The 15,101-nt window shown below is 64.1% G+C and carries 18 protein-coding genes; 3 read left to right on the top strand and 15 right to left on the bottom strand.

Features of this window, described 5'->3' with window-relative positions:
* Positions 1-13: 13 nt before the first annotated feature.
* The 3 genes from C4Q26_RS25725 to alkB all read left to right on the top strand — a co-directional run bounded on the left by C4Q26_RS25725 (position 14) and on the right by alkB (position 2,761).
* Entirely contained in the window at positions 14-487 is a 474-nt protein-coding gene (locus tag C4Q26_RS25725) for a curlin-associated protein (protein WP_023380642.1), read from the top strand.
* A gap of 16 nt (positions 488-503) precedes the next feature.
* The gene (locus C4Q26_RS25720) at positions 504-1,949 is read left to right on the top strand and encodes a curlin (protein ID WP_104883882.1); all 1,446 of its coding nucleotides are present in this window, start codon (positions 504-506) and stop codon (positions 1,947-1,949) included.
* A gap of 167 nt (positions 1,950-2,116) precedes the next feature.
* The gene (gene alkB, locus C4Q26_RS25715; RefSeq protein ID WP_104881743.1) at positions 2,117-2,761 is read left to right on the top strand and encodes a DNA oxidative demethylase AlkB; all 645 of its coding nucleotides are present in this window, start codon (positions 2,117-2,119) and stop codon (positions 2,759-2,761) included.
* A 161-nt stretch (positions 2,762-2,922) separates the two neighbouring features.
* Here the strand turns inward: alkB and C4Q26_RS25710 are convergent, their stop codons facing one another.
* The 15 genes from C4Q26_RS25710 to C4Q26_RS25640 form a co-directional block, all read right to left on the bottom strand.
* Entirely contained in the window at positions 2,923-3,774 is an 852-nt protein-coding gene (locus C4Q26_RS25710; RefSeq protein ID WP_023380645.1) for a CsgG/HfaB family protein, read from the bottom strand.
* Between the two features lie 35 nt (positions 3,775-3,809).
* On the bottom strand, positions 3,810-4,223 hold the full coding sequence (locus tag C4Q26_RS25705) for a curli assembly protein CsgF (protein WP_023380646.1): 414 nt from the start codon (positions 4,221-4,223) through the stop codon (positions 3,810-3,812).
* Positions 4,220-4,612: a curli production assembly/transport protein CsgE gene (csgE, locus tag C4Q26_RS25700; RefSeq protein WP_023380647.1), complete on the bottom strand. Its 393-nt coding sequence runs from the start codon at positions 4,610-4,612 to the stop codon at positions 4,220-4,222. Before csgE ends, C4Q26_RS25705 begins: the two co-directional genes overlap by 4 nt.
* Positions 4,609-5,136, bottom strand: coding sequence for a type II secretion system protein (locus tag C4Q26_RS25695; RefSeq protein ID WP_027906923.1), 528 nt, complete (start codon positions 5,134-5,136; stop codon positions 4,609-4,611). The genes csgE and C4Q26_RS25695 overlap by 4 nt, the downstream gene beginning before the upstream one ends.
* Entirely contained in the window at positions 5,111-5,485 is a 375-nt protein-coding gene (locus tag C4Q26_RS25690) for a type II secretion system protein (protein ID WP_023380649.1), read from the bottom strand. Before C4Q26_RS25690 ends, C4Q26_RS25695 begins: the two co-directional genes overlap by 26 nt.
* A gap of 5 nt (positions 5,486-5,490) precedes the next feature.
* On the bottom strand, positions 5,491-5,964 hold the full coding sequence (locus tag C4Q26_RS25685) for a type II secretion system protein (RefSeq protein ID WP_104883881.1): 474 nt from the start codon (positions 5,962-5,964) through the stop codon (positions 5,491-5,493).
* Positions 5,961-7,835: a secretin N-terminal domain-containing protein gene (locus C4Q26_RS25680; protein WP_023380651.1), complete on the bottom strand. Its 1,875-nt coding sequence runs from the start codon at positions 7,833-7,835 to the stop codon at positions 5,961-5,963. The genes C4Q26_RS25685 and C4Q26_RS25680 overlap by 4 nt, the downstream gene beginning before the upstream one ends.
* Positions 7,832-8,332: a hypothetical protein gene (locus tag C4Q26_RS25675; protein WP_023380652.1), complete on the bottom strand. Its 501-nt coding sequence runs from the start codon at positions 8,330-8,332 to the stop codon at positions 7,832-7,834. The genes C4Q26_RS25680 and C4Q26_RS25675 overlap by 4 nt, the downstream gene beginning before the upstream one ends.
* A complete protein-coding gene (gene pilO, locus C4Q26_RS25670) occupies positions 8,332-8,883 on the bottom strand; it encodes a type 4a pilus biogenesis protein PilO (protein WP_027906922.1) in 552 nt (183 codons plus the stop codon). Before pilO ends, C4Q26_RS25675 begins: the two co-directional genes overlap by 1 nt.
* A complete protein-coding gene (locus C4Q26_RS25665; protein ID WP_023380654.1) occupies positions 8,870-9,412 on the bottom strand; it encodes a PilN domain-containing protein in 543 nt (180 codons plus the stop codon). The genes pilO and C4Q26_RS25665 overlap by 14 nt, the downstream gene beginning before the upstream one ends.
* A 1-nt stretch (position 9,413) precedes the next feature.
* Positions 9,414-10,193 carry a hypothetical protein gene (locus C4Q26_RS25660; protein WP_023380655.1) on the bottom strand — a complete coding sequence of 260 codons (780 nt, stop codon included), beginning with the start codon at positions 10,191-10,193 and terminating at the stop codon, positions 9,414-9,416.
* Positions 10,177-11,952, bottom strand: coding sequence for a GspE/PulE family protein (locus C4Q26_RS25655; RefSeq protein ID WP_023380656.1), 1,776 nt, complete (start codon positions 11,950-11,952; stop codon positions 10,177-10,179). Before C4Q26_RS25655 ends, C4Q26_RS25660 begins: the two co-directional genes overlap by 17 nt.
* 60 nt (positions 11,953-12,012) lie before the next feature.
* Entirely contained in the window at positions 12,013-12,549 is a 537-nt protein-coding gene (locus tag C4Q26_RS25650) for a response regulator (RefSeq protein ID WP_177429852.1), read from the bottom strand.
* A gap of 237 nt (positions 12,550-12,786) precedes the next feature.
* Positions 12,787-13,428 carry a SurA N-terminal domain-containing protein gene (locus C4Q26_RS25645; protein ID WP_023380658.1) on the bottom strand — a complete coding sequence of 214 codons (642 nt, stop codon included), beginning with the start codon at positions 13,426-13,428 and terminating at the stop codon, positions 12,787-12,789.
* A 12-nt stretch (positions 13,429-13,440) separates the two neighbouring features.
* Positions 13,441-15,078 carry an ABC transporter substrate-binding protein gene (locus tag C4Q26_RS25640; protein WP_371919568.1) on the bottom strand — a complete coding sequence of 546 codons (1,638 nt, stop codon included), beginning with the start codon at positions 15,076-15,078 and terminating at the stop codon, positions 13,441-13,443.
* Positions 15,079-15,101: the final 23 nt, after the last annotated feature.

The following is a 15,101-nucleotide window of genomic DNA, read 5'->3' as shown; positions in this document are numbered from 1 at the left end:
CAGGGAGAACGCCATGAAACGCCTGTACCTACTGCTGCTGTGCCTGGCCCTCGGCGGCCAGGCCAACGGCGCCGAGGACCTGATGGACAACGCTGACCTGGCGGCCGGCAACGACCTGGGTGACCCGGTGATCATCCGCCTGCTGCCGGCTGGCGCCGGCCAGGTAGCGGTGATCGAGCAGCAAGGCGCGGGCAACCGCGCCGCCCTCGACCAGAACGGCCAGGCCCTGCTGGGCCGCATCGTCCAGGGCGGGGGTGCGCAGGAGGCGTTCATCCTGCAGGAAGGCAGTGACCTGATGGCCAGCATTAGCCAACAGGGATATGGCAACAGCGCCTCGATCCGCCAGAGCGGCAGCAGCAACAGCGCGACCATCGAGCAGATCGGCAACAACAACAGCGCCAGCATCGAGCAGTCCGGCTCGGGACTCAGCAGCGCCGTGACCCAGGCCGGCAATGGCCAGCATGTTCAGATCACTCAATATCGATAGACCTGGAGGCACCACCATGTACAAGCTCGCCCCTTTAAGTGCCGCTATCGTCCTGGCCCTGGCCGGCCAGGCCATGGCCGACGACAGCAACTCGAACCAGTCCCAGAACGGTAACCAGAACATCGCCGAGGTGAGCCAAACCCTGGCTCCCTTCGCCTCGGCGACACAGAACCAGAGCGGCAAGGGTCACAATCACATGGCCCTGCAGGACAGCAGCACCAGTGACATTCAACAGAGCGCCACCGGCTCGTACAACGCCGGATACGGTGAGCAATACGGCGAGAACGGCAGCCAGATCCAGCAACAGGCAGGCGGCAACTACAACGATGCCTTCGCCAGCCAGTCCTACGGCGAAGGCAATCAGACGCTGCAGGTGCAACAAGGCAGCGAGAACCGCTCGACCATCTGGCAGGACATGCAGATGGGCAGCCAGGCCATCACCGGACAGACCGGCCAGCGCAACGAAGCGTTCGTCGAGCAAATGTTCGGTGGCACCAACAACAAGAGCGTGATAACCCAGGACGGTGCCGACAACTATGCGGCCGCCGAGCACCTGAACTACCTCGACGGCAACGTCCAGATCTATCAGGAAGGCAAGGAGAACTGGGCCTACGGCGACCAGCGCGACGGCACCGGTGGTGCCATTGGCATCAACCAATATGGCACTGGCAACTCCGTGGAAGTCTGGCAAGACAACCAGATCGGCAGCCAGGCCAACGTCAGTCAGAGCGGCCAGCTCAACGAAGGCTATATCGACCAGAGTTTCGGCGAGGGCAACGTGGCCAACCTGTATCAGAACGGCAAGGGCAACGCCAGTTGGTCGGATCAGTTCGAGACCACCAACACCGTCGCCACCATTTCCCAGACAGGTAACAACAACCTGCACTTCACCTACCAGGAAGGCGACAGCCACAGCCTGAGCGTGACCACCAACGGTAACGGCAACAAGATCCAGGCGAGCAACTGGAAAGGCGACAAGCTCGGCGGCCAGTTCGGTGCCCGCCAACGCGCCGAGATCAACCAGAACGGCAATGGCAACACCGTCAATCTCACCCAGAACGACTCGGACAACCTGGCCCGCCTGAACCAGAAAGGCACCAACAACTCGATGACGACCGACCAGGCCGACACGTACAACGAGTTGTACTTCGAGCAAAACGGTACTGACAACGTATTGATCGCGTCCCAACGCGGCACCGACAACTATGCCTACGGCGAGACCAAGGGCAACACCAACACCATCACCCTCGACCAGTCGGGTACCGGCAACCAGAGCTACACCTATCAACTGTATGGGAGCGGCAACGAAGCCACCATCAAACAGACCGACACCTACAACGTGGCCTACGTGACCCAGGGTGGTCAGAACAACAAGGCCTTCGTCGACCAGAGTGGCGCTAACCAGAACGCCACCATCAGCCAGTTGGGCAGCGGCAACACGGCTACCGTGAACCAACACTGACCCCTTCCCCCTTTGAACCGCGGTGCTTCCTCTCCCTGGTGCCGCGGTTCCTTTTTTGCAAGCCACCCACACAGCGCCCCCCAAGTGTGGGAGCGCGTTTACCCGCGAATGGTCCAGCCGCACCAGCAGCGTTAGAATGACCACTCCCAACCGCCGATACCAGCGTAATGATCCAGTCCGATCTCGACCTGTTCGGTCCCCAGCCGCAACGCCTGGCCGCCCACACCGTGCTGCTGCCCGGCTTCGCCTTGGCCGAGATGGAGCCTCTGCTCGACGCCTTGCGCCCAGTGCTGCGTGCCGCACCCTTCAGGCACATGCAGACCCCAGGTGGCCAGCACATGGCGGTGGCCCTGACCAATTGCGGGGCGCTGGGTTGGGTCAGTGATGCGAAGGGGTACCGTTATACCCCGACCGATCCGCAAAGTGGCGAACCCTGGCCGGACCTGCCCCAGGTGTTACTAGGCCTCGCCCGGCGCGCAGCCGAGGTCGCGGGGTTCGAAGGTTTCGTACCGGATGCGTGCCTGGTCAACCACTATTTGCCCGGCACCCGGCTGAGCTTGCACCAGGACAAGAATGAACGGGATTTCAGCCAACCGATCGTGTCTATTTCACTGGGATTGCCCGCGGTGTTTCTGCTGGGCGGCTTGCTGCGCTCGGATCGGACCCAACGGGTACCACTGAGCCATGGCGATGTGATGGTCTGGGGTGGGGAGGACCGGCTGCGGTTTCACGGGGTGATGCCGGTCAAGCCCGGGGTTCATCCGCGAATGGGCGAGCGGCGGATCAACTTGACGTTGCGCAAGGCGGGTTGACGCCGCTGGTCGAACCCCGCTTTGGCAGACCTGTGGAAGGATTGGCACTGCTGGATGAAGCGGCACACACCCGGGTCGGTGCCAGGGTCAGCGTCATCCCTGTGGGTGCGGCCTTGGGCCGCTCCACAGCTGCAGTGCACGGCACTCGCCTGCATGCCGGCTCACTGCTGCTGATACTGGCTCAGGTACTTGTCCACCTCAGCCTTGCCATTGCCGGCCTCCCCCGCCACCTGCCACAAGCGCCGCTCGATCCCTTGCGCCAGCAGGTGCCCCACCGCCGCTTCGATCGCCGACAACACGCACAACTGCGCCGGTTCGTTGGTGGTGTACCCCACCTCTGCCTCGAGCAGCTTCTTGAATTCGATGAACTTGAACACTCCAGCATTGCGCCCGACCGAATAGATCGTCTTGCTGGTCATCACATTGGCCAACACTTGCCCGGTACGCACATCCACCGCCCGCAGGTTGACGGTCACCTGGTCGACCCGGTACTCGCGGGAGATGTCGATGCCCAGGTAGCGCGCGCCCTCGCCGCCGCTGCGCACGTTGGTGTCGTAGGCGATGATGCCGCCTTCGAGCATCAGGTTGGCAGCCTGCAGCGGTGGCAGCTCACCCTGGATGTTCTCGGGCACGTCCGCCTTTTTCTGCGAGGCGCGAATGATCTTGCGCTCGGTCAGCAAGTTCTGCAGGCCTTCACGCTCCAGCACCACGAACCAACCACTGGCATTCAGGGCATCCATCAGCATGCTGGCGGCTCCCTGGGTCACGCTGGTGGAGAACGAACTGGCCGGGGTTGGCTTGTACTGGCCCGTCTGGTCACGGAAGCCGTATACCACAGCCATCAGCCGTCCTTTGGGGCGCGGCATGTTGATCAGATCGTAGTAGGTCGAGGCCCTGGGCGTCAGGGTCGGGGTCTCGGAGTCCTGTTCGGCCGGCATCGGCTCGCGCAGGCTGCAACCTTGCAAGCCTTGCAGGGCGGCGAGAATCAGCAGTGTGCTCAGAAATCGTTTCATGATGCGCTCTCCCCAAAATCGAATACCTGTCCCTCTCAGGGGTTCAGGCCGCTGACCTCGATGATCGACGTCTCTCCCGTGGCGCGGTCGGTGACCTTGATGCTCAGGGCACCCGAGTCGTCGATCACGTCGATCAGGAAGGAATCGGTGGACATGCTCCCGGTCTTGCCGTTGCTGATGTTGTCCAGCAGTTGCGACAACATCCGCGACTCCAACTGGTTGCTGAAGCGTTCCAGGGCCGAGGTACCGCCGAAGGCTTTGCTACGGTCCTTGAGGTCCGGGTCTTCGTAGTCGTTCTGGGCCTGGGCATTGTTCAACAGCCAGGTGCCGTTGAGCGGGTTGCCGCCGAACGCGGGGTTGACCGGGGTGTACACCAGCTCCGTGGCCTGGCTGGCCAAGGCACAGGCCGCCAGGCACATGGCGACGCAACGGGGAACATGGGTGTTCATAGCTCATCCCTCTCCAGATCAGTGGTGTCCTGCAGCAGGCGTTGCAACTTGCGTTGGATGATCTGCTGCTTGACCAGGTCGGCGGCCGCGACGGCCTCTTCTTTGAGTTGGGTGGTATTGGGTGGCAGAAAACGCCGGTACAGCACCTCCCGTTCGTACTCCACCGTGACCAGGCTGCCCCACCGGGCATCCGGGCGTTCGCGCACCACCAGGTTGAAATCCAGGCGGCTGGTAGCGCGCAGCCGGTCGGTGAAGTCGTTGTAGAAGTTGTGGCCGATGTGCGAGATGGTGTTATCGACGATGAACCCCATCATCTCGTCCTCACCACCGGCCTGAGCCAGCGGGCCTGCCAGCAGCAGACTCAGGTACACGGCTGCCAGGCGGGTCATGGCGCTTCTCCCCCACCGGCGTGGGTACGGCTGCCGCCAGCGCTTTCACCGAAGGACTGTTCGGCGACGAACTGCCAGTCGCTGTAATGTTCCAGCCCTTCGAAGGCTGACCATTGGCTGTCGAAGCCCGAGCGCTTGAAGGGGGTCGCATCCGAACGACTGAACACACCGGTGATGCGCCCATCGATCGAGCGCAGCAGGCCCCAGTCGGCGGTGCCGGTCACTGGGTCGGGGTACAGCTTGCGGATGTGCCGCTTGGCTTCGGGGAAGCGGTTGTCCTGCAGCAGGTCGGCCAATTCCTGTGGGTACTGGGCCAGGCCAGGAGACGCCCGGTAGTAGCTGCGCAGGGCCTGGGCGTATTGGCCACCGACCCACAGCAACTGCCGTTCGCGCTCACGCTGGGCGGCGCTGGACCACACCGTGCCGGTAGCGGCCAGGGCCATGCTGCTAACGGCAATCAGCAACAGTACGCCCAGGTAGGTGAAGCCTGCGCAGGCTTTACCATTCGGCATAGAGGCTGCCATCACGCGCCCTCCCTGTGGCACCACTCTTGATATCCGCCACGCCGCCCGCGACGCCCTCCGGAGGGGGCACTAGCTGCCAGGCATCGCTGCGTTCGGTGATCGGGTCGACCGGGGTGTTGCGCAGGTAGCGTTGCTCCACCAGTTGCTCCAGGGATTCTGGGTAGTGCCCTGTATCGCCGTAGTAGTGATCCAGCGCCTCGCGGAGCACCGCCAGGCTCTGGCGCAATGTTGCCTCGCGGGAGCTCTCCAGGCTGTTGAAGTAACGCGGCATGGCGATGGTCATCAACGTGGCGATGATCGCCATCACCACCAGCAGTTCGATCAGGGTGAAGCCGCGGCTGCGTTTCATGGCGTTCACCATTGCCCGTAGGGGATGTCGTTGAGGCCTTTGCCACGGGCCTTGGAGTACACATCGAACACGTCCTCGCCTGGGCGGGGGTTGTCCGGGTCGCTGTCGTAGGCTCGCAGGCCCCAGCCACCTTGGTCCTGATCCTTTGCCGCGAGCATCGGGTCGTGGGGGATGCGACGCAGGAAGTAGAACTTGGCCCCTTTGGCGCTGCGCACATCGCGCACGCCTTCCACCAGCACCTGCAGGCTCGGCGGATAGCCGCTGGCATTCAATCGCTTCTCGATATAGCCGGCATCGAAGGCGCGCTTGTAGGCGTCGATGCCGTCGCGGATCTGGTACAGCGCTTCGCGCAGTTGCTGCTCCTTGCCACGGCGCACCACGGTTTCGGTCAAGGGCGCCGCCATGCTGGCGAGCAGCCCGAGCAGTGCCAGGGTCAGCACCACTTCGATCAGGCTGAAACCTTGCTGATGGCGTTTCATGGCCGTGGGCTCGCCTTGGTTGGCATGCCTGCCATTTGGCTGTCGACCACTGGTGCATCGTCATCCTCGGCCGGGGTCTCGCTCGGCGCTTCGCTGGACGGCAGTGGTTGGCGCATCTGGCGAACCTGCATCGCCGACTCAGTGCCGGTGCCGAATTCCATGTCCGAGGGGCTCTGGTACGGCAGGTTGCGTACGATGCGCGGGGTGATCGCCAGCACCAGCTCGGACTTGCTCATGTCATCTTTGTTGCTGCCGAACAAGCGGCCCAGCCCCGGAATGTCGCCAAGGCCCGGGATCTTGTTACCGCTGGCGTTGTGGTCGTTGCGCACCAGACCGGCCAGCACCTGGGTTTCACCGTCGTGCAGGCGCAAGCTGGTCTGGGCGTTACGGGTATCGACCTGGACCGGAATGGTGCCCTGACGGGTGGCCTCCAGCGGCGTGGCGTTGCTGACCTCGAGCGCCACCTTGATCGCCACTTCGTTGTTCAGGTGCACTGTCGGCTGGACTTCGAGCTTCAGGCCCACATCCAGGTAGGTAACGCTTTCGGTGATGACCGGGCCTTGGGTGGACGGCACCGAGGTGGCGCTGATGATCGGTACCCGCTGGCCGATGTGGATACGCGCCTGTTCGCGGTTGCTCACGCGGATCACCGGGCTGGCCAAGGTGTTGATGTCCTTGTCCTGGGCATTGATCTTGGCCTGGGGCGCCGGCGAGATACTGATGCGGCTGGAGTCGATGCCTCGCAACTGGTCCAGCACGCTGACCGACTTGCCGTCATCGGTCAGCACGCCGAACGTGTTCGGCCATTGCAGGCCGAGATCGAGGATGCGTGACCGGGCCACTTCCATCACCTCCACTTCCAGCACCACCTCTGGGTTGGACTGGTCCTGGGACTGCAGCAGCTTCTCGGCCATGCGGATGGCGTCCGGGGTGTCACGCATGGTCAGGGTGTTCAGGCGCTCGTCGACGAACACGTCGCGGGTCTTGAGCATGGTCTTGACCATGTTCAACGCGGTGTTGGCGTCGATGCTGGTCAGGTAGAAGGTGCGCATGACCAGTTCCTGATAGTCCTTGGTCTTTTGTGGCGAGTCGGGATAGACCAGCAGCGTGTTGTCGTTGACGATCTTCTGGCGCAGCTGGTTCTGCTCCAGCAGCAGGGCCACGGCATCCTCGATGCGCACCTCACGAACGAAAATGGTGGCTTTGATGTCCGGGCGCAGGTCTTTGTCGAAGATGAAGTTGATGCCCGCTACCTGCGACAGCACCTCGAAGATGGTCTTGAGGTTGGCATCGCGAAACTCAAGGGTCACCGGGCGTTCGAGCTTGCTGCGCAGCTGCGGGAACGGCTGGGCGGTGCGGGCCTGGACGTTCTCGATGTCGCTACGCAGCATGATGCCCTTCTGGTTCTGTGGGTCGAGGCGCAGCACTTCACGCATGTAGCGCTCGGCGCCGAACAGATCGCCCTGGCGCAACGCGGCCTGGCCCAGGGCCACGCGGTCATCGAGGGTACGCATCAACTCCAGCTGGCGGATGCCTTCCTGGGCGCGGCGGTTGTTCGGCTCGATGGTGAGCACCCGGCCATACCCCAACCGGGCGCCAGCGAAATCGTGGCGGATGCGGTCGGAATCGGCCTGGCCAAGCAGCGCCTCGACCGCGGCCTGGCGCCCATGGGCCAGGGCGATGTTCAGCTCGGTGTCGCGCGGGTCTTCGCGCAGCGCCTCTTCCAGGCGGGCGATACCCGCCTCGTACTGGCCTTCCTTCATCAGCTCGGCGCTGTCCTTGCGTACCGCACTGGAGCCACACCCTGCGATGGCCACGCACAGGGCCAACAGCAAGAACGGAGCAGGCTTGCACGACTTCGATGGCTTCATGGTGCGCTCCCGACAGACAAGGTCTGCGACTGATGCAAGGGCAGGTAGACCAGGTCCAGCTCGTTGGCCGAGACCCGATCGAGGCGGTAGGTATCGTCAATCACGTCGCCCTGGCGCACGACGTAGAGTTTTTCGCCGCGCTGCAGGAAGATCTGCAGGTCGTCGCGGTCGCCAAGGCGTCCAACGAACTGGAACGGCAGCTCGGGTGCGGTCGGGGCAACGGCCACGACAGGCGCTGCCTGGACAGGCTGTTCGGTGACAATGGCCAGGGCCTGGGGTCGGGTCCATTGCTGGCTGGGGAACAGATCTTTGGAAGCGTGTTCTGGTGTGATCGCCACCCTTTCGGTTGCGACCTGTTTCGTGCCCGTCGTTGGCGCCGGCTTGCCAGCGATGGAGTCTGACGCCTGGTCTTCGCCGAACCAGTGCCCAGGCGCCCAGGCCAGGGCCGCCGACACCCCGAGAAAGCCGATCCACATCACTGCGCGCTGAGTGTTCATCACGACCTCGACAGATAAAGGGTCATGCGCAGGCGGCCATTGAGCTCGCGGTCGCCAATGCGTTTGCGTTGCAATTCAAGGTCTTCCAGCACCAGGGTCGGCAGTTGGTTGAGCAAGCCTTTGAGGAAGCCGCGGATCTGCAGGTAGCTGCCACGTACCGGCAGCACGATCTGGTAGCGTGCCAACTGGGTCTTGGGGTCGATGCCCAGCGCATATTCGCCTCGCGCCAAGCTGATGTGCTCTGCGCTAGCCAGGTGGTACATGCGCTCGATCAATGCGCTGGCCTGGGGCTGCCCTGGCAATTGCTGGCGCAGGCTGTCGAGCGCCTGTTGCTCAGGCTTCACGGCGATTTTCAGTTCGCCACGCTTGACCCGTTCCACCTGCGCACTGGCATCGGCCTCGTCGGCGCGCAGCTCGCGCACGGTTTGCCATTGCGGCAACAGAGCGCCAATCGCCATCGCCAGGGCCAGTGTGCCAAGGGTCATCGCAGCAAGTCCCACAGGACCGAATCGGCGCAGCTGTTCGTGAAGTATCAGACTAGGGACGCGCATGGCCGGTCTCCCAGGTGGCGGTCAGGGTGAAACGCACGGGGTGCTCCGGCTGGCCGGATACCACTTCGTGGTTGAGCAGCGACACGTCGCTGAGCTCGGCGCTGGCTTCCAGGCGCTGGTGGTACTGCAGCATCGCCTCCAGGTTGCGTGCCTCGGCGGCGATGCGCACCTGGCCTTTGCGGGCGTCGGGGGTCAGGGTCAGCAGCGCCACGTCTTCCTGCGGCTGCGCTTCGAGCATGCTGAATAGCTGCTGCCAGGGGCGTTGCAGTTGCTGTGAGACGCTGCGCATCTGCGCCAGGCGTTCAGCCTGCTCGCGGCTGGCGGCGCTGTTCTGCGGGGCGGCGGTGGCCGGACGGCGGCCCAACTGCAGCTCCAGGTTGTGCACCTGGGCCTCCAGGGCGATCTGCTCGGCCTGAAGCTGTTGCAAAACCAGCAGCAGTGCGCTCAGCAGCACACCGCCCACGGCCAGTAGCGACCACGCCAAGGGCCCGCTGCGCCGGGGCTGGAACTCCAGGTCGAGGCGGCGCATGTCAGGCCACCGCCCGCCACATGGCGCACAGCGGGTCGGCCTCGCTGGCCGGCTGGCACAGCTGGACCGCCTCCAGTTGCGGCACGTCGCCCCGCCCCGGCGCGTGCAGGTAGACCCGTGGCGGATGCTCGCCGTACAGCTCGCAAGTGCGCTCGATCAGCGCTTGCAAGGCCTGGTCAGTGTCGGCGCAGCCTTGCGCGAGCACCTGCTGCCAGGCGCCACCTGCGGCCAACAGCAGCACGCTGCGGCGCGGTTCGGCCAGCACGAACAGAAAGTCCCCCTGTTCCAGCCGCGCCGAGCAGCGGTTGTAGGCGGCCATCAAGTAAGGTTGTACCGAGCGCAGGTTCAGGCGGCTTTCCCGACCGAGGGCCTGCAGTCCTTGCAGCAAGGCCTCCGGCAGCGCGGTGGCGATACGGGCGCTGCCGGCTGGCTCTGGCGACAGCACAATGCGCCAATCCTCTAGCGACTGCCCGTAGAGGTTCTCGAAGCACGCCCGGGCGTAGGCATCGAGCTCACGCGGATGGTGGATGGCATCGCTCCAGGGCACCAAGCAGAAGCGGCTGTAGCGGGCCGACAGCAGTACCCGTAACGGTGCTCCACGCACCGCATGCTCGGCCACCAGCCCGGCCAGCGCCTCCAGGGCAGGCACCCAGTTCGGTTGGGCGGCGTCGCAGCTAAACTCGCGGCTGCCGAGCCATTGGTGGTGGTTGGCGTGCCAGCGACCCAGGCCGACACCTTCGGCGCCAAGCACGGCGCAGAAACGATCAGATGAATGTGACACGGTTGATCTCCTCAAGGGTGGTACGGCCCTCGCGGACCAGGTCCAGGGCCGACGCCCGCAGCAGGCGCAGGCCGCGCTGGCAGGCCAGCGACTTGATCTGCGACACGGGGCGGCGTTCGACGATCATCTGCCGCAGGTCGTCGTCCAGGTGCAGTAACTCGGCGATGGCGCTACGCCCGCGATAGCCACTCCCACGGCACTGGCCGCAGCCCTGGGCGCGCACGAACGACCAACCGACGACCGCTTCCCTGGTCAACCCCGAGGCGGCCAGTGTTTCGTCATCTGGTTGATGGGCCGTGGCGCAGTGGGGACAGGCCAGGCGGATCAGGCGCTGCGCGAGCACGGCATTGAGTGCCGAAACGAAGCTGTACGGGTCGACCTGCATCTGGCTGAAGCGGCCGATCACATCGAAGACGTTGTTGGCGTGGATGGTGGTGAACACCAGGTGACCGGTAAGCGCCGATTGCACGGCGATCTGTGCGGTATCCGGGTCGCGAATCTCTCCGACGAGGATCTTGTCCGGGTCATGACGCAGGATCGAACGCAGCCCGCGGGCGAAGGTCAGGCCCTTTTTCTCGTTGACCGGTATTTGCAGCACACCCGGCAGCTGGTACTCGACCGGGTCCTCGATGGTGATGATCTTGTCCACCCCGTGGTTGATCTCGCTGATCATTGCGTACAGGGTGGTGGTCTTGCCGCTGCCGGTGGGGCCGGTGACCAGAATCATGCCGTAGGGTTCGGCGGCCAGCCGGCGCAGGGCGCGCAGGGTTTCGTCGGCAAAACCCAGGGCCTGCAACTGCACGCCGCTGACGTGGTCGGACAAGTCTTGCTTGTCGAGTACCCGCAGCACCGCGTCTTCGCCAAAGATGCTGGGCATGATCGAGACCCGGAAGTCGATCTGCCGCTCGCCCACGGCGACCTTGAAGCGGCCGTCCTGGGGGACGCGCTTCTCGCCGATATCCAGCTCGGCCATGACCTTGATCCGTGAGATGACCTGGTCGGCGAACGCACTGCCGCTGGCTTTGCCGGCGCCGTTTAGCACGCCGTCGATGCGGTACTTGATCGTCAGGCCCTGACCGGTCATGCCCAGGTGGATGTCACTGGCATGCTGCTTGAGGGCATCGTACAGCGTCGAGTTGACCAGCTTGACCACGCGACTCTGGTCTTCGCTGATGCTGGCCAGCGACAGGCGTTGCAGCGGGTCGCTCTCGTTGCTGGCCTCGTTTTCGTGGCCCAGGGCATCGACCGCGTGGAAGCTTTCTTCATGGCGGGCCAGGAAAGTGGCCAGGTCGGCAGCGTGGGTCAGGTACAGTGGCGCACCTTGCAGAATGTCGTCGATCCAGGCCAGCCGGGCCGGTTCGAAGGGGTCGGCGAACACACCCAGGCGCTCCCCGCCCTGCTCAATCAGTACGAACTCGCGTTTCAGGCACTGTGCCAGGCTGACCGTGTCGAAGCAGGCGGTGCTGGCCAGCAGCGCCTGGCTGCCCAGCACTGGGTAATGCAGGGTGGCGCCAAGGCGACGGGTGAAGGTATCGGGGGCATCGTTGGCCAGGCGTTCGAGGCAGGTAAGCAGGCGTTCACCGCAAGCTTGCTGGCGGGCCTGGGCCAGGAGCTCACGGGGGTATGCAACCCATGCCGAGGTGTCCGCCGATTCGGCGCCGTCTCGGCGTGCAAAGCCGTCCTGTGGGAGGGGGGTTACCCGCGAAAGGGCCGGTGCAGGCTCAGAGGCTTCCTTGGCTGTATCGACGACATCGGTCATGGCCTGCGACTCCGCTCAGGGGCGCGTCGCTGGCTGCTTCAGTCAGGGCCGCGGGCGCCGCTATTCCCCGGTGAGCAGTTGATCGTCGTCAGCTTCTGGAGGCTTGGCGCCATGACGGCGGCGATCGGCCAGTACCCAGCTGCCATCGTACAACTGCAAGGGGAACGATTCGTTCCTGTTCTGGCGTCGTTCGACGAACCCTTCGGCTGGGTGGTCCGTAGCCCTGCGCTGGCGTTGCATGCCCATCAGGTCGAAGATCACGCGGGCCAGTTCCGCCAATGGGAACGGCTTGAACAGGACATGGGTCACTCCCAGTTCGGCGGCTCGCTCACGGACCTCAACGGTCGGGTGGGCGGTGATCAGCACGAAGTGGCATTGCCTGTTCTTCTCACGCGCGCTCTGCAGAACCTGAAAACCCTCCATATCGGGCAAGCGGTAATCCAGCACGATCACATCCGGCGCCAGGCTCTCAGCCAGGCCAATACCGCTGGCACCGTCGTGGGCAACATGGACTTCCAGGCCTTGCGCCTGCAAATACGACTGCAGGTTCTGCGCAAGGGTCTGTTCGTCATCGACTACCAATACTCTGTTCACCAAGGTCGACTCCCAAGAACTACCCGGTTACCCAGTCTGCGAAGTGCGGCCTCGATAAGGCTTGAGCAGGCTTCGTGCCAGGCGTGAAGGGTCATGTTGCACCACTGTAAGTCATTGATTTGGCAGGCGTGTTTCGAACGCTTCACGCCAAGGATGTGCTCGGTTCCCCACTTCCGGGGGAGGTGATAGCACATTGCCAAGCCGGGTTTCCCCAGCATTGGGGAAACGCTACTGCCGGGCTCAGTCGGCGACCTCCACTGTAGCGGAATCTCGCAAACGTTGGCGCACGGCTTGCCGCGCCTGAGCTTGCAATTGCTCGATGAGCGCGGCCCTGGCCAGTTCCAGCCCTTGTTCCGGTATGACAGAAGGGTTATCACTTTGGTTCTGCGTTCCTTGCAGTCTTTGTCGATTGGCTCGGTAGAACGCCTCTACTTCGGGCTTGCCAGGCTCATCGACGACGCTTAGCTGGGCATAGACCTGCTGCGCGGCCAGTTCGTGACGCACGTAATCAGCGTAATTTGCCCTATCGAACCCCGCCTCTGCCAGCTTTCGTTCGAACACCGCCGGGCTGCCGAACGCCGCTTCCAGCTGGCTGACCTGAGCCGATACCTCCTCGTCGCTGATGACGATGCCGCGTCGTTGGGCTTCCTGCCAGAGCAGTTCCTTGTCGATCAATTCATCCAGCGCCTGGTCGCGAAGGCGCTTGTACAGGCCCGGATTGCGGATACTGGTCACAGCCCTGCCCTGGGCATCGAGGTATTCGCTGAAGTAGCGCTCCAAGCGCATTACACCGATTTCCACACCATTGACCCGCGCCGCTGGTTGCTCTGCCCAACCGGTGCTGGAAAGCAACCATAACAGCGCCAGCATCAGCATACGCATGGCCACCTCCACTCAAGGCATTTCCGGCAACGGCCGGTACGGGGCAACGGCGGTGAAGCGCGGCCCAGGCAATGACACGGCCACCACATGAGCGCCCGCCATGCCTTGGCGACGACCGGGGCCGAAGTTGAGGGCCGGAGTGAGGCCCGTGTTGACGTCATGCAAACCTTCCAGCGCCACCACCAGTCGTTCGCGACTAGCGTCGCGACCGATTTGCTTCAAGGCTTCGGTCAACAGGCGCAAGGCGCACAAGGTGTTGACCTGCAGCGAAGCCTGGCGCGGGTCCAGTCCCTGGCGGCGTTGTACGCCGGCCAAGGTCGCCAGGCCGTTCTCGGTCCAGTCATCGGGCACGAACGGATAGGCCAGGAATACACGCTGCGACCATTGCGCTGGCAACTGCGCCACAGCGCCCGCCACCTGACTGGAGGCCGCCAGCAAATAAGGATCCCGACCGGCTGCCTGCAGTGCACTGGCCAGTTCGGTGAAGGCCTGCGCACGACCGACGAACACAATGCCCTGCGCCTCCAGCGCCTGGCCGGCGAACAACTGCGCAGGCCTGGTAGCCCAGCCCTGCTTGTGCAAGCGTTCACGTACCTGCTCGGCCAACGATGCCTGTTCGGCGCCGGCGTAGACCACCTGCAAGCCATCGGCAGGCACACCCAGGGCCGTCCGTGCGTGCTCGGCCAGGCTCAATAACTGCGCGGGCAACCCTGGTAGAGGGTCGAATATCTGCGCGCTGCCGCCGCTGCGTGGTGTGCTGCCCACCAACGGCACACCACGCTGCTCGAGCGCAGCCACCAGCTGTTCATCGAGCATCGGTGCCAAGGGTGAAATCAACGCGAACACCTGCTGCTCGTCCAGCAGGCGTTCGAGTGCCTGGCTGGCGCTGGAGGGATCATTGCCTGGGTCCCGCACCACCAGCTCTAGACGCCGGCCGTGGATGCCACCCTGCTGGTTGAGCTGTGCCAGGCCATCCTCAATGACGGCGCGCACCACATGGCCAGCGTCGGCCAACGGCCCGCTGCCGGGCAACAGCGTGCCCAAACGCAGCACGTCCTCCTCGACACCAGGGTCGCGATCGTCGCTCAGCCGCTTTAGGTAGGCGGTCAGGTTGCGCTGGTCGGCCAAGGTCAGTTCGAAGCGTGGCATTGCCGCGTCCAGGCGGTTGCCAGCAGGGTCGATACCCTGCTGGATCGCGCGCGCCAGGGTGCTGTCGGTGTAGGCAGGGTAGCTACGGCCATTGGTTTGGCGCTCGCCTTGGCCAAGCCCCAGACGCGACCAGTCCAGGCTTGGTGGACGAACTCCGCCTTCGGCGCGGCCACGCCCATCGGCACCGTGGCAACTGGCGCAGGGCAGCACGTGGGCCGGCACGGTCAGGCCACTGGCACCGACCCGCGCCAACAGCTGGGCTTCGCTGCTGGAAATGCCTTCGCGGTAAAGGCGCTTGCCGGCCTGCTCGTGCTCGGTCAGATCCAGGGCCTGGGCGCAGAAACTCGATAGCAGGCTCAGGCACAGAACGCCTCCTCGCATCGCGCTGAGCGCGGATGTGGGAGTCAGTCGGAACGAGAGCGCGCACTGCGGCCCCTTCGCGGCACAACGCCGCTCCCATAGGGAATGCGCAGGCGTGGCGACCATGAACAGTCGGCGCATGGCCAAGAACACGGGGCCGCACA

It is taken from the genome of Pseudomonas sp. SWI44 (assembly GCF_002947915.1).
In the GTDB taxonomy this organism is placed as follows: Bacteria; Pseudomonadota; Gammaproteobacteria; order Pseudomonadales; family Pseudomonadaceae; genus Aquipseudomonas; species Aquipseudomonas taiwanensis.
This window is presented reverse-complemented; position numbering and strand designations above follow the sequence as displayed.

What these genes read in the sequence shown, in the direction of transcription:
- C4Q26_RS25725 (WP_023380642.1), top strand. Translation starts at nt 14, where the DNA reads ATGAAACGCCTGTACCTACTGCTGCTGTGCCTGGCCCTCGGCGGCCAG.
- C4Q26_RS25720 (WP_104883882.1), top strand. Translation starts at nt 504, where the DNA reads ATGTACAAGCTCGCCCCTTTAAGTGCCGCTATCGTCCTGGCCCTGGCC.
- alkB (WP_104881743.1), top strand. Translation starts at nt 2,117, where the DNA reads ATGATCCAGTCCGATCTCGACCTGTTCGGTCCCCAGCCGCAACGCCTG.
- C4Q26_RS25710 (WP_023380645.1), bottom strand. Translation starts at nt 3,774, where the DNA reads ATGAAACGATTTCTGAGCACACTGCTGATTCTCGCCGCCCTGCAAGGC.
- C4Q26_RS25705 (WP_023380646.1), bottom strand. Translation starts at nt 4,223, where the DNA reads ATGAACACCCATGTTCCCCGTTGCGTCGCCATGTGCCTGGCGGCCTGT.
- csgE (WP_023380647.1), bottom strand. Translation starts at nt 4,612, where the DNA reads ATGACCCGCCTGGCAGCCGTGTACCTGAGTCTGCTGCTGGCAGGCCCG.
- C4Q26_RS25695 (WP_027906923.1), bottom strand. Translation starts at nt 5,136, where the DNA reads ATGGCAGCCTCTATGCCGAATGGTAAAGCCTGCGCAGGCTTCACCTAC.
- C4Q26_RS25690 (WP_023380649.1), bottom strand. Translation starts at nt 5,485, where the DNA reads ATGAAACGCAGCCGCGGCTTCACCCTGATCGAACTGCTGGTGGTGATG.
- C4Q26_RS25685 (WP_104883881.1), bottom strand. Translation starts at nt 5,964, where the DNA reads ATGAAACGCCATCAGCAAGGTTTCAGCCTGATCGAAGTGGTGCTGACC.
- C4Q26_RS25680 (WP_023380651.1), bottom strand. Translation starts at nt 7,835, where the DNA reads ATGAAGCCATCGAAGTCGTGCAAGCCTGCTCCGTTCTTGCTGTTGGCC.
- C4Q26_RS25675 (WP_023380652.1), bottom strand. Translation starts at nt 8,332, where the DNA reads ATGAACACTCAGCGCGCAGTGATGTGGATCGGCTTTCTCGGGGTGTCG.
- pilO (WP_027906922.1), bottom strand. Translation starts at nt 8,883, where the DNA reads ATGCGCGTCCCTAGTCTGATACTTCACGAACAGCTGCGCCGATTCGGT.
- C4Q26_RS25665 (WP_023380654.1), bottom strand. Translation starts at nt 9,412, where the DNA reads ATGCGCCGCCTCGACCTGGAGTTCCAGCCCCGGCGCAGCGGGCCCTTG.
- C4Q26_RS25655 (WP_023380656.1), bottom strand. Translation starts at nt 11,952, where the DNA reads ATGACCGATGTCGTCGATACAGCCAAGGAAGCCTCTGAGCCTGCACCG.
- C4Q26_RS25645 (WP_023380658.1), bottom strand. Translation starts at nt 13,428, where the DNA reads ATGCGTATGCTGATGCTGGCGCTGTTATGGTTGCTTTCCAGCACCGGT.
- C4Q26_RS25640 (WP_371919568.1), bottom strand. Translation starts at nt 15,078, where the DNA reads ATGCGCCGACTGTTCATGGTCGCCACGCCTGCGCATTCCCTATGGGAG.